We start from the raw sequence: 13,050 nt of genomic DNA on the forward strand, positions 1-13,050 counted from the left end.
GCAGCATGACGCCGACCATCAAGCCAGGCCTCGATTTTCCGGGCGTCGGCGTGGGTCTTGCCATATTGCGCGAGGGCCGTATCCTCTTGTGCCGGCGCATCAATGCGCCGGAGGCCCGATATTGGAGCATTCCGGGCGGCAAGGTCGATCTCCTTGAAACCTCCCTCGCCGCAGCGCGACGAGAAGCCGAGGAAGAAACCGGGCTGACGATCGGCGACGTCGAATTTCTCTGCCACAGCGAATTGATCGATACCAGGGACCGCCACCATTGGGTCTCGCTGATCTTCGTCACGCGCGACACGCGGGGAGAACCCGCATTGACCGAACCCGACAAGCTTTCCGCCATCGGCTGGTTCGATCCGGATAAACTTCCCCAACCCGTTTCCGCTTTTGCGAAAGCCGCCCTGAACGCCCTCGGACAAGAGCGCTGACGCTCATTGACGAGTGGACAAGGGCTCATCGACGGGCGCCGGCGAGCGCCACGGCACATCGATTGCCGGCGTCGAACCAGCCTTTGCCCGCCATATGTTTTCGATAAACACCGGAATAAAGGAAAGTCTTTGCGCAAGACTTTTCAAATTCAATTTTAAATTGCTTGAATTAGCTTCATGTAAAAAACCGCCCCAGTTTCCCGAAGCGGTTTATACGTAATGAAAATAATAGAATATGAAAGCAATATAGTCTGGCAGTGCTTATAATCGGAACACTTTCCGAGGCCTTTTATGGCCAATTTCAGTCGTCCCCTGAAACAGTTACATCTAAGCCAATCATTTACTTTCCGTCAAGCAAATCTTCTCGCAAATGCGAAAAAAACACGGCGGAAAAGAGGTGGAAAGTCTGAAGGTTTTAATATTATGTCTAAATATCAATGGATTGAATTGGTGAAAATAAAATGTGCATCATTTTGTCCTGCACTTTAAAAAAGCAGAATCACCAGAAAACTTTCTCTAAACTGTGCTTATAAGCGCCACATGTAATTGTTTTATGAAGTAACGCGCCATTGGGTTGCAACCCGAGATACTTGACCGTTCCTTTTTCTATGAAACCGATTGCACGATGGCGAAACAATCCCGGGCAAGGACGACGATGCGCGATCGCATCGGGCGGCAACAACTACAAGATGCCGCAGCGCCCGCCCTCTTCAATCGACGGCCTCGGATCAAAACCGCGACCCTGCGGGGGACCATATGCGATTATGATCGGCCATCGGCGATTTTTCCTTTGGAAAACCGTTTGTTGCCGATAAACATCAAGCCGGGACAACAGGATTTCGATCACGACATGCTTTCATTTCGCCTGCTAACGATCATCGCCGGTTTTGCCTTTGCGGGTTCAGCGAGCGCGGCGTCGATCGGCATCGTTGCCCCGCAGAGCGGTCCTTACGAACTTCTCGGACAGCAGGTGCGGCAGGGTGCGAAAGCGGCGGCCGCCAAGCTTGGCCTCGATGTCGTCGAAATCCATGAAAGCTGTGAAGACGGCAGCGGCGGCGCGGTTGCCGATGGCCTTGTCGCGGCCAAGGTCAGCGCCGCGATCGGTTTTTTGTGCACGGAAACGCTTCAGGACGTTCTGCCGCCGCTCAAGGCAGCGGCCATCCCGGCCATCACGCTTTCCAGCCGTGCGCCGATTCTCATGGAAGACGCCCTGAAATACGGTTGGCCGCTTTTCCGTCTCGCCCCCTCCGACAGGGCCGAATCGGACAGGGCAGCCGAAATCATCCTGCGCGACTGGAAGGGTCATTCCATCGGGCTGGTGGATGACGGCACGATCTATAGCCGCGAGCTTATCGACCGCATCCGCTCGGCGCTGGAGGAAAACGGGCTGAAGCCCACCTTCGCCGATACGATGCGGCCCAACCAGGAGCAGCAGGTGGCTCTGGTGCGCCGGCTGGCGCGCACCGGCGTCACCCATGTCTTCGTCGGCGCCGAGCGCAACGATGTCGCCATCATTGCCAGAGATGCGGCTTCGGAGAACCTTCCTCTGACCTTCATGGGCGGCGATGCCCTGAATGCGGCCAACAATCCGGTTCCGCTTGCCGCAAACGTGCTGGCCATCACCCGCCCCTCCTATGACACCTTGCCGTCGGCGCAGGCCGTTGCCGGCGAATTGCGCGCCGCCGGCGTCGAACCGGACGGCTATGTCCTGCCCGCCTATGCGGCTGCGGAACTGACCGCGGCGCTGGCGGAAGCGACACAGGCGCAATCCAAACCCGCTGCGGAAATATTGGCGAGCGGAACCGTCTTCAAAACCGTGATCGGCGATCTCGGCTTCAACCCGTCGCACGAACTTTCGGACAATCCCTACCGCCTGCAGCGCTGGAACGGCCAGCGCTTCGAACCCGCGGACAGAGCCGAAAGACAATAGCCGTGGCCGGCACCGGGCGAAATTCGGCAGAGCGCGGCTGAAAACCGCCGGCAACCACGCGGCAAGCCGTTTCAAACCCGGATACTTGGTGCTAAAGGCAGCTTACCCAACGCGTCGAGAGGAGTTTGCCCATGTCCCTGCCCGTCCGGATAGCACCGTCGATCCTGGCTTCCAACTTCGCCAAGCTCGGACAGGAGGTCGCCGATGTCACGGAAGCCGGCGCGGACTGGATCCATCTCGACGTCATGGACGGCCATTTCGTGCCGAATATTTCATTCGGGCCGGATGTCATCAAGGCGCTTCGTCCGCACAGCAACGCCTTTTTCGACTGCCACCTGATGATCGCTCCCGTCGATCCCTATCTTGAAGCCTTTGCCAAGGCCGGCTGCGACGGCATCACCGTGCATGCGGAGGCCGGACCGCACCTGCATCGCTCGCTGCAGACCATCCGCACGCTCGGCAGGAAGGCCGGTGTGACGCTCAACCCCGCCACGCCGCTTTCCGTCATTGAAAACGTGCTCGATGACGTCGATCTCATCCTGATCATGAGCGTCAATCCCGGCTTCGGCGGCCAGAAATTCATTCCGGCCATGCTCAACAAGATCCGTGCCGCCAGGGCGATGATCGGCGACCGGCCGATCGAACTGGAAGTGGATGGCGGCGTGACGGCGGAAACCGCCGGCGCCATCGTCGCCGCCGGCGCCAATGCACTGGTTGCGGGTTCGGCCGTCTTCAAGGGCGACGGCGTCGAAGACTACCGCAAGACGGTGACGCTGCTGCGCACGGCGGCAGAAGCGGCAAGATCCTGATTTAAAAACGGAGATACGCTGCAGGCAAGACGAGAAGGCGTCCGGATGAGGGCTTGATGGACAGCGACACGCAGGACTTCCGCAAGATCATCTCAAAAGCGCTGTTCCCGCTCATCGCCTCGTTTGTCTGGGCTCTCTGTTCGGCGGCCGTCGCCACACTCGGCCTCTATCTCCGAAACCGGCTGGAAACCGACCATGCCGACGAGATCGCAGCGCTGTTCTTCTTCGCTGGCCTTGTCGGATGGCCGCTGGCGGCCGGCGCGTTGCGCTTCCTTCCCGCCTCCACCGCCCTGCCGCTGCGTTTTGCGGCAAGCTGTCTTGCCGTCGCCTTCTTCACACTGGCGGCGGCTGCGGCGTTTTTCGCTTTGCAGTACCGCATGTTTTATGCGCAATGGCATGCGCCGGCGTTCTCCCGCATCTGGTTTTTCCAGCAGCTCTTCACCTCGCTCGGCGCGGTCTACCAGTTCGCCATTCTCGGCCTCGGCCTCTATTTTCCGTTTGCCGCCGCGCCGCTCGCGCTGGCGGGTGCAGTCCTTTGCCGGCGGCGGCATCGCGCTTCTGAGTTCATAGATTGAGATTACCGGAACACTTTGCTAAACGGGCAGCAAAATTCCTCCACCAAGCCAAGCCTCTCTACGAAGAAAGTCATTGCCATGATCCCTCGTTACTCCCGGCCGGAAATGGTCGCCATCTGGTCGCCGGAAACAAAGTTCCGCATCTGGTTCGAGATCGAGGCGCATGCCTGTGACGCGCTGGCGGACCTCGGCGTCATTCCCAAATCCGCGGCGCAAACCATCTGGGAAAAGGGCGGCAGCGCCACCTTCGACGTCGCCCGCATCGACGAGATCGAGGCCGTCACGAAGCACGACGTCATCGCCTTCCTTACCCACCTTGCCGAATTTGTCGGTCCCGACAGCCGTTTCGTGCATCAGGGCATGACCTCGTCCGACGTGCTCGACACCACGCTCAACATCCAGCTCGTGCGCGCCGCCGATCTGCTGCTCGCCGATATGGACCGGGTGCTGGCCGCGCTGAAGACCCGCGCTTTTGAGCACAAGAACACGGTGCGCATCGGCCGCAGCCACGGCATCCATGCCGAGCCGACCACCATGGGCCTGACCTTTGCCCGCTTCTATGCCGAGATGCACCGCAACCGCGAGCGCCTCGTCAATGCCCGCGCCGAAATCGCCACGGGCGCGATCTCCGGCGCCGTCGGCACCTTCGCCAATATCGACCCGCGCGTCGAGGAGCATGTCTGCGCCAAGCTCGGCCTCATCCCCGAGCCGGTCTCCACGCAGGTCATCCCGCGTGATCGCCACGCCATGTTCTTCGCCACGCTCGGCGTCATCGCATCGTCGATCGAAAACGTCGCCATCGAAATCCGCCACATGCAGCGCACCGAGGTTCTGGAAGCGGAAGAGTTCTTCTCGCCCGGCCAGAAGGGTTCCTCGGCCATGCCGCACAAGCGCAACCCGGTTCTGACCGAAAACCTGACCGGTCTTGCCCGCCTGGTGCGCATGTCGGTCGTTCCGGCCATGGAAAACGTGGCGCTGTGGCACGAGCGCGATATCAGCCACTCCTCCGTGGAGCGCGCCATCGGCCCCGACACCACGGTTACCCTCGATTTCGCCCTGAACCGTCTTGCCGGCGTCATCGAAAAGCTGGTGATCTACCCCGACAACATGCTGAAGAACATGAACAAGTTCCGCGGCCTCGTGCATTCGCAGCGCGTTCTGCTGGCGCTGACGCAGGCCGGCGTTTCGCGTGAAGACGCCTACCGTCTGGTCCAGCGCAACGCCATGAAGGTCTGGGAACAGGGCGCGGATTTCCTTGAGGAACTGCTGGGTGACGAGGAAGTGCGCACCGCCCTTTCCGAAGAGGTGATCCGCGAGAAATTCGACCTCGGTTACCACACCAAGCATGTCGACACGATCTTCGCCCGTGTCTTCGGCAAGGCCTGAGACAACTCCCTGAAGTTAATGCCGCCGCGGCCTTGATCGCGGCGGTATCACAACACAGATATGGGCGCATGAAAGTTTCAGAAGCAGATATCCTGATCGTCCCCGGTTATACCAATTCCGGCCCCGACCACTGGCAGAGCCGCTGGGAGCGCAAGCTGTCCACCGCGCGCCGTGTCGAGCAGGCGGAGTGGTCGAAACCCGTGAAGGAAGATTGGGTCGCCCGGCTGGTGGAAGAGGTCAACGCCTCCACCAGGCCCGTGGTTCTCGTCGCCCATTCGCTCGGCGTGCCGACCGTCATCCATGCCCTGCCGGAAATCGGCAAGAAGGTCTCTGGCGCGCTTCTCGTCGCGCCGCCCGATGTCGCCAACCCCGATATCAGGCCGAAACATCTGATGACCTTCGGGCCTTATCCGCGCGATCCGCTGCCATTTCCGACGATCACCATCGCCAGCCGTAACGATCCTTTCGGCTCCTATGAACATGCCGACGACATTGCCGCGGCCTGGGGTTCGCTGCTGATCGATGCCGGCATGTCCGGCCATATCAATGCCGAGTCCGGCCATGGTCCATGGCCGGAAGGCGGCATGGTCTTCGCCCAGTTCCTGAGCCGCCTGAAGGCAATCGATCCCTGACGGCTGCGGCCCGGCGCAAACCGCCTCGCCCGCGGCCATCGGCACCGGCCGATTTCCGGCCGGGGCGGCCTTGCAGGGCCTGACACAAGAATTGAAGGGAAATATGCGCGCCGCATTGTAGAATGCGCTCTTTTCCTTTATGGGACCGCTTCAAAGACCAAACGCAACGCCACCAGAATCGGCGTCAACCAAGAGACCTGCTATTATGAACCGTCGCCGCCGTATTTACGAAGGCAAGGCCAAGATCCTCTACGAAGGTCCGGAGCCAGGCACGCTTATCCAGTTCTTCAAGGACGATGCGACCGCCTTCAACAAGAAGAAGCACGAAGTCATCGACGGCAAGGGTGTGCTGAACAACCGCATCTGCGAATATGTCTTCACGCATCTGAACAAGATCGGCATTCCCACCCACTTCATCCGCCGCCTCAACATGCGCGAGCAGCTGATCAAGGAAGTGGAGATGATCCCGCTCGAGATCGTCGTGCGCAATGTCGCCGCCGGCTCTCTCTCCAAGCGCCTCGGTATCGAGGAAGGCGTGGTGCTGCCGCGTTCGATCATCGAGTTTTATTACAAGTCGGATGAGCTCGAAGACCCGATGGTCTCCGAAGAGCACATCACCGCTTTCGGCTGGGCCAACCCGGCCGAGCTTGACGACATCATGGCGCTCGCCATCCGCGTCAACGACTTCCTGTCCGGCCTCTTCCTCGGCGTCGGCATCCAGCTCGTCGATTTCAAGATCGAATGCGGCCGGCTGTTTGAAGGCGACATGATGCGCATCATCCTCGCCGACGAGATTTCGCCCGACAGCTGCCGCCTCTGGGACATCGAGACCCAGAAAAAGATGGACAAGGACCTGTTCCGCCGCGACATGGGCGGGCTTCTCGAAGCCTATTCCGAAGTGGCGCGCCGTCTCGGCATCATCAATGAAAACGAACCGATCCGCGGCACCGGCCCTGTTCTGGTAAAGTAATATCGGCCTCGTGAAATAATATTGGCCTCGTAGGGTAAATCAGGAGAAGATCAGGTGATCAAGGCACGGGTGACTGTTACGCTGAAGAACGGCGTTCTCGATCCGCAGGGCAAGGCAATCGAAGGCGCGCTCGGCAGCCTCGGCTTTGATGGCGTCGGCCATGTCCGTCAGGGCAAGGTCTTCGACCTGGAGCTGGAAGGCGCCGACAAGGCCAAGGCCGAAACCGACCTGAAGGCGATGTGCGAAAAGCTTCTGGCCAATACGGTCATCGAAAACTACGCTATCGCCATCCTCTGAAGCTGCAGGAGCCGCTCCGATGAAATCCGCTGTCGTCCAACTTCCCGGCCTCAACCGCGACCGCGACATGATCGCGGCGCTGACGAAAATCTCCGGAAGCGCGCCCGTCACCATCTGGCAGACGGAAACGGATATTCCCGATGTCGACCTGATCGTCATTCCTGGCGGCTTCTCCTACGGTGACTATCTGCGCTGTGGCGCCATCGCCGCCCGCATGCCCGTCATGCAGGCCATCCGCGAAAAGGCCGAACAGGGCGTCAAGGTTCTCGGCGTCTGCAACGGCTTCCAGATATTGGTCGAGGCAGGCATGCTGCCGGGTGCGCTGATGCGTAACGCCTCGCTGAAATTCGTCTGCCGGGAAGTGAAGCTCGAAGTCGCCAACAACGACACCGAATTCACCCGCGCTTACGACAAGGGCCAGATCCTGCGCTGCCCCGTCGCCCATCACGATGGCAATTATTTCGTCGAAGCGGAAGAATTGAAGGCTGTCGAAGGCAATGGCCAGGTGGTGTTCCGTTATGCGGAAGGCACCAACCCCAACGGCTCGCTGAACGACATTGCCGGTGTTATCAATGCCCGGGGCAATGTTCTCGGCATGATGCCGCATCCGGAAAACCTCATCGAAGCCGCCCATGGCGGCAATGACGGTCGCGGCCTCTTTGCTTCGGCACTCGGCGTCATCGCAGCCTGATGGACCGGGCGGGCTTCAAGCCCGCCTTTTTTGATGCCGGCTTCCGGCGATGTTTCGGCTTCTCTTCTGGATGACCTGATGCCCCGCATTCTTCGACACGATGCCTATAAAGCCACCGGACTGATCCTTGCTGCCGCCGCGCTTGCCGCCTGCCAGCCGAAACCACAGCCGGCCGCCTCCGTCTCCCGCGCCGCCCTGCCGACGATGGAACGCATCGCGCTTGGCGCCAATGCCTGCTGGTTCAAATCGGGCGATGCGGCTTTCAAGGCCTATCGTCTGGCGCCGGAACTCAATTCCTTTTCCGGCCGGCCGCGCATCCTGCTCGTGCCCCGCAACAGCCCGGAATCGCGCCCCATGCTGGTGGTGCAGGCGGAAGGCAATCCGGCAAAGCTCGATGCTTTCGGACCTGTCATGAACGAAGCCATTTCCGGCCGCATCGCAACCGATGTCAAGCGCTGGGCGAATGGCGGCAAGGGCTGCTGATTAACGAACACCGGTAAAGGGCTCGCGGCGGGCGCATGGGTTAGATGCGGGCCTTGATGATGCCCTGTCCTTCCTCATCCCTGTGCTTGTCACAGAAATCCAGCCAGCCCAAGTCCTGGGCTGAAAAGACTCCTCCCGTCGCGCCGACGCGCGTCGGCTGGTTTCCTGTGACAAGCACAGGAATGAGGGAGTACGCGGTGAGGTTCCTCCAAGCGACACGCATAAAAAACCCGCCGACGCCGGTTGGGATTGGCGTGGCGGGCTGCCGAATGGCTTTCTGGTGCCGGGGAAAGAAGGCACCGCTCTCCGACAAAAAATCAAAGCGGCTGGGACGGCCAGGAGAAAAGCCGCGATTTTCCGGCCTCCTTCAAGGCCTCATCCCGCGTAACGCCGATATCCTCCAGAAGATCGTCGGACAGTTCGCGCAAGGCGAGCCGTCCCCGTCGTTTCTGCTGCCAATGGGCGATGCCCGCAATCAGGCGACCAATAAGCGTGCGGGCGATCTTGGCCGGAAAGGGCGCCGGTGCGACCATGTCGCCGGCATCGCGGAACACGCGTTCCCGTTCGTAACCGTCAGGATAAAGCGTATCCGCTGTCGAAAGGTATTGATCCATCTTGCGCATATTGCACCTATTGTCTCCGTGCGTTAAATTCCACTCAATGCAGACAATAAATACAATTGACTTGACGATAGATACAATGCATAAATTGTCACCATGACAAATTGGCTTCCCAACATCACCGAGGGCGACGGCCCGATTTATCTCCGCCTCGCAGACAGTATCGAGGGCGCGATTTCCGACGGCACCTTGCAATCGGGATCGAAATTGCCGCCGCAGCGCAATCTCGCCTATGATCTGGGTGTGACAATCGGCACAATCAGCCGGGCCTATGCGCTCATTCATGAACGCGGCCTCGTCAGCGGCGAAGTCGGCCGCGGCACCTATGTCAATGAGCGCAAGACGCCTGCCCCCTCCTTGCCCATGGAGCCGGCAGCGGCAGCCTTCGGCAGCACGCGCCACGCCGCCGACAATAGCGCCGAATTCCGGCTGAACACGACGGCAGCGCCCGATGTCGGCCAGAGCGCGCTGATCGCCAGCCATATCGAGGCCGTCACCAGGGAGCATGGCTTCGACATCACCAATTATGCCCGCTCTTTCCCCGACAGCTGGTGCATGGCGGGCGTCCGCTGGCTGTCCCAGAACGGCTGGTCGCCGAAGCCGGAAAACATCGTCTCGACCCTTGGCGCCCATGCCGCGGTGATGAGCGTGATCACGGCCATGACCGCGCCGGGCGACCGCATCGTCTTCGAGCCGCTGACCTACTCCCATATCAGCCGCAGCGCCACGCTGGCCGGCCGGCGGGTGACGCTGGTGGAAGCGGATGAGAACGGTATCGTGCCGGACGATTTCGAGCGCGTCTGCGCCCAACAGCACCCGAAGATGATCTTCCTGATGTCGGCCGGCCAGAACCCCACCTGCGCCACCCTGCCGGAAGAACGCCGCCGTGCGATTGCCGAGATTGCCCGCCGATACGGCGTCTGGATCGTCGAGGACAATCTTTATGGGGCGATGACCCGCGAGGCGATCCCGCTGATCGCCGAATTTGCCCCCGACATTACCTTCGTTGTCGGCGGCCTGTCGAAATCCGTCGCCGCCGGTGTCCGGGGCGGCTGGGTCGCCTGTCCGGCGCAATATTCCTCGCGTATCCGCATTTCCCATTCGATGATGACGGGCGGCCTGCCCTTCATGCTGGCGGAACTGAATGCGCGCCTGGTCAACAGCGGCGATGCCCACGATATCCGCCGCGATTGCATAACCGAACTGAATGGGCGCGAAGCGATTGCCCGCCGCGTTTTTGCCGGGCTGGACTTCAACTCCCTGCCCGATATCGCCTTCATGTGGCTGCGGTTGCCCGAACCCTGGCTTTCCGGCACCTTCCGCAATGCGGCAATGAAGGAAGGCGTGCTGATCGACGACGAGGACGAGTTCAAGGCCGGGCGGGCGGAAAAGGTTTTCCACCGTGTCCGCATCAGCTTTTCCGGACCTTCCACCCGCGAGGAACTGACGCACGCCTTCGGCATTCTGCGCCATCTGCTCGACAACGGTTCGGCCGGCTATGAAAGCGTGGCCTGATCCCGGCCACGGCCCTGCGGGCACCGCCCGCAGCTCGCCAATATCGGTATAAACCGCCAATTAGCGGGCAAAGCGGCGCATTTTCCTGTCGCGCCATTGAGCCTCTTGCGCTAAAGAACCGGAAACTTTCCTCGGCTCGAACCGCGTGAGACCTATGTCGATTCCTAATTCCATCAAGATCACCCCGGAACTCGTTGCATCCCACGGGCTGAAGCCCGACGAATACCAGCGTATCCTCGACCTGATCGGACGGGAGCCGAGCTTTACCGAGCTTGGCATCTTCTCGGCCATGTGGAACGAGCACTGCTCCTACAAATCTTCCAAGAAGTGGCTGAAGACCCTGCCGACCACGGGACCGCGCGTCATTCAAGGCCCCGGTGAAAATGCCGGTGTGGTCGATATCGACGATGGCGACTGCGTCGTCTTCAAGATGGAGAGCCACAACCACCCATCCTATATCGAGCCCTATCAGGGGGCTGCGACCGGCGTCGGCGGCATTCTGCGTGACGTCTTCACCATGGGCGCCCGCCCGATCGCCGCCATGAACGCGCTGCGTTTCGGCGCGCCCGATCATCCGAAGACCCGCCATCTCGTGGCCGGCGTCGTCGCCGGTGTCGGCGGTTACGGCAATTCCTTCGGCGTGCCGACGGTTGGCGGCGAAGTGGAATTCGACCCGCGTTACAACGGCAATATCCTCGTCAACGCCTTCGCTGCCGGGCTAGCCAAGTCCAATGCGATCTTCCTCTCGGAAGCCAAGGGCGTCGGCCTGCCGGTCGTTTATCTCGGCGCAAAGACCGGCCGCGACGGCGTCGGCGGCGCGACCATGGCCTCTGCCGAATTCGATGAATCCATCGAGGAAAAGCGCCCGACCGTTCAGGTCGGCGACCCCTTCACCGAAAAGTGCCTGCTGGAAGCCTGCCTTGAGCTGATGAAGACCGGCGCCGTCATCGCCATTCAGGACATGGGTGCCGCCGGCCTCACTTGCTCCGCCGTCGAAATGGGCGCCAAGGGCGATCTCGGCATCGAGCTTGACTTGAACGCCGTACCGGTGCGCGAAGAGCGCATGACGGCTTACGAAATGATGCTGTCCGAAAGCCAGGAGCGCATGCTCATGGTTCTGGAACCCTCCAAGGAAGAAGTCGCCAAGGCGATCTTCGTCAAATGGGGTCTGGACTTCGCCATTGTCGGCAAGACCACCGACGACCTGCGTTTCCGCGTGCTGCACAATGGCGAGGAAGTCGCCAACCTGCCGATCAAGGAACTGGGCGATCAGGCTCCCGAATATGACCGGCCCTGGACCCCCGCCAAGGTACAGGCGCCGCTTGCGGAAAACGACATTCCTTCGGCCGATATTGCCGATGCGCTGCTGTCCCTCGTCGGTTCGGCCAACAATTCCTCGCGCCGCTGGGTCTATGAGCAATATGACACGCTGATCCAGGGCAATTCCCTGCAGCTGCCGGGCGGCGACGCCGGCGTGGTGCGTGTCGAAGGCCATGACACGAAGGCGCTCGCCTTCTCCTCCGACGTGACCCCGCGTTATGTCGAGGCCGACCCCTTCGAAGGCGGCAAGCAGGCGGTCGCCGAATGCTGGCGCAACATCACCGCGACCGGCGCTTTGCCGCTGGCGGCCACCGACAACCTCAATTTCGGCAATCCGGAAAAGCCGGAAATCATGAGCCAGCTCGTCCATGCCATCAAGGGCATCGGCGAAGCCTGCCGCGTGCTGGAATTCCCGATCGTTTCCGGCAACGTCTCGCTCTACAACGAGACCAACGGCCAGGCGATCCTGCCCACCCCCACCATCGGCGGCGTCGGCCTTATCAAGGACTGGTCGAAGATGGCCCGCATCCGCTTTGCGGCCGAGGGTGAAGCGATCCTGCTTGCCGGTGCGCCGGCCAGCTGGGGCACGCATATCGGCCAGTCGGTCTATCTGCGCGACATTCACGGCCGTACCGACGGCCCTGCCCCGCATGTCGATCTCGTCCATGAAAAGCGCGTTGGCGATTTCGTGCGCGGCCTGATCGAGACCGGTCTTGCGACCGCCGTTCACGATTGCTCTTCGGGCGGTCTGGCGCTCGCCGTTGCCGAAATGGCCATTGCGTCGGGTATCGGCGCAACGATCAATGCGCTCGAAGGCCATGATCCGATCCCGGTCTTCTTCGGCGAGGATCAGGGCCGTTATGTGCTGACGGTGCGGGAAGCCGATGTGGATGCCGTTCTTGCCAAGGCAAAGGCTGCAGGCCTGTTCTGCCCCTGGATCGGCCGCACCGGCGGCGAAAGCGTAAAGCTGGGCACGGCACGCGCCGTCGAGATTAAAGAATTGCACTTGGCCTATGAATCGTGGTTCCCTCAATTCATGGACGGCGAAACTCTGGTCGCCGCAGAATGAATTAAGGAGAAACACCATGCCCATGAAACCCGGCGACATTGAAGACATGATTAAGGCGGGAATTCCCGGGGCAAAGGTCACGATCCGCGATCTGGCCGGTGATGGCGATCACTACGCGGCGGAAGTCGTTGCGGAAGCATTCAAGGGCAAGACCCGCGTGCAGCAGCACCAGATGGTCTATGACGCACTGAAGGGCAATATGGGCGGCGTTCTGCACGCCCTTGCCCTGCAGACCTCGGCTCCCGAATGATGGCGCCCGTCAAAGCGGTTCCGGCGAGGTCCCCTCTCTGTCCCGTCTGAGGCAGAGGATGACGGCTGCCAA

The 13,050-nt window shown here is 60.9% G+C and carries 14 protein-coding genes; 13 read left to right on the forward strand and 1 reads right to left on the reverse strand.

From position 1 onward, the window contains the following. Window positions 1-5 precede the first annotated feature (5 nt). From ACI2KA_RS00380 to ACI2KA_RS00425, 10 genes are all read left to right on the forward strand, one after another. The gene (locus ACI2KA_RS00380; RefSeq protein WP_404498238.1) at window positions 6-431 is read left to right on the forward strand and encodes an NUDIX domain-containing protein; all 426 of its coding nucleotides are present in this window, start codon (window positions 6-8) and stop codon (window positions 429-431) included. 802 nt (window positions 432-1,233) lie between these two features. After that, window positions 1,234-2,361 (forward strand): branched-chain amino acid ABC transporter substrate-binding protein, encoded by a 1,128-nt coding sequence (locus ACI2KA_RS00385; protein ID WP_404498240.1) that lies wholly within the window; start codon window positions 1,234-1,236, stop codon window positions 2,359-2,361. A gap of 131 nt (window positions 2,362-2,492) precedes the next feature. Further along, window positions 2,493-3,170 carry a ribulose-phosphate 3-epimerase gene (gene rpe, locus ACI2KA_RS00390; RefSeq protein WP_404498242.1) on the forward strand — a complete coding sequence of 226 codons (678 nt, stop codon included), beginning with the start codon at window positions 2,493-2,495 and terminating at the stop codon, window positions 3,168-3,170. A gap of 56 nt (window positions 3,171-3,226) precedes the next feature. Further along, window positions 3,227-3,745 (forward strand): hypothetical protein, encoded by a 519-nt coding sequence (locus ACI2KA_RS00395; RefSeq protein ID WP_404498244.1) that lies wholly within the window; start codon window positions 3,227-3,229, stop codon window positions 3,743-3,745. Between the two features lie 78 nt (window positions 3,746-3,823). Next, window positions 3,824-5,131, forward strand: coding sequence for an adenylosuccinate lyase (gene purB, locus ACI2KA_RS00400; protein WP_404498246.1), 1,308 nt, complete (start codon window positions 3,824-3,826; stop codon window positions 5,129-5,131). Between the two features lie 68 nt (window positions 5,132-5,199). Continuing rightward, window positions 5,200-5,763, forward strand: coding sequence for an alpha/beta hydrolase (locus ACI2KA_RS00405; RefSeq protein ID WP_404498247.1), 564 nt, complete (start codon window positions 5,200-5,202; stop codon window positions 5,761-5,763). Between the two features lie 205 nt (window positions 5,764-5,968). Next, window positions 5,969-6,733, forward strand: coding sequence for a phosphoribosylaminoimidazolesuccinocarboxamide synthase (gene purC, locus ACI2KA_RS00410; protein ID WP_003495374.1), 765 nt, complete (start codon window positions 5,969-5,971; stop codon window positions 6,731-6,733). Window positions 6,734-6,787: 54 nt separating this feature from the next. Then, window positions 6,788-7,030 (forward strand): phosphoribosylformylglycinamidine synthase subunit PurS, encoded by a 243-nt coding sequence (purS, locus tag ACI2KA_RS00415; protein ID WP_080790454.1) that lies wholly within the window; start codon window positions 6,788-6,790, stop codon window positions 7,028-7,030. 19 nt (window positions 7,031-7,049) lie between these two features. After that, window positions 7,050-7,721, forward strand: coding sequence for a phosphoribosylformylglycinamidine synthase subunit PurQ (gene purQ / locus ACI2KA_RS00420; protein WP_404498249.1), 672 nt, complete (start codon window positions 7,050-7,052; stop codon window positions 7,719-7,721). Window positions 7,722-7,799: 78 nt separating this feature from the next. Then, entirely contained in the window at window positions 7,800-8,204 is a 405-nt protein-coding gene (locus ACI2KA_RS00425; protein WP_404498251.1) for a hypothetical protein, read from the forward strand. A 317-nt stretch (window positions 8,205-8,521) separates the two neighbouring features. Here the strand turns inward: ACI2KA_RS00425 and ACI2KA_RS00430 are convergent, their stop codons facing one another. After that, window positions 8,522-8,827: a DUF1127 domain-containing protein gene (locus tag ACI2KA_RS00430; RefSeq protein ID WP_404498253.1), complete on the reverse strand. Its 306-nt coding sequence runs from the start codon at window positions 8,825-8,827 to the stop codon at window positions 8,522-8,524. A gap of 93 nt (window positions 8,828-8,920) precedes the next feature. Between ACI2KA_RS00430 and ACI2KA_RS00435 the strand changes: the two genes are divergently transcribed. From ACI2KA_RS00435 to ACI2KA_RS00445, 3 genes are all read left to right on the forward strand, one after another. Next, the gene (locus ACI2KA_RS00435; protein ID WP_404498255.1) at window positions 8,921-10,339 is read left to right on the forward strand and encodes a PLP-dependent aminotransferase family protein; all 1,419 of its coding nucleotides are present in this window, start codon (window positions 8,921-8,923) and stop codon (window positions 10,337-10,339) included. A gap of 154 nt (window positions 10,340-10,493) precedes the next feature. Next, complete coding sequence (purL, locus tag ACI2KA_RS00440) at window positions 10,494-12,728, forward strand: phosphoribosylformylglycinamidine synthase subunit PurL (RefSeq protein WP_404498257.1); 2,235 nt, start codon at window positions 10,494-10,496, stop codon at window positions 12,726-12,728. 16 nt (window positions 12,729-12,744) lie between these two features. Beyond that, on the forward strand, window positions 12,745-12,978 hold the full coding sequence (locus ACI2KA_RS00445) for a BolA/IbaG family iron-sulfur metabolism protein (protein ID WP_003507909.1): 234 nt from the start codon (window positions 12,745-12,747) through the stop codon (window positions 12,976-12,978). Window positions 12,979-13,050: the final 72 nt, after the last annotated feature.

Source organism: Agrobacterium sp. NPDC089420 (assembly GCF_044900305.1).
Lineage (GTDB): Bacteria > Pseudomonadota > Alphaproteobacteria > Rhizobiales > Rhizobiaceae > Agrobacterium.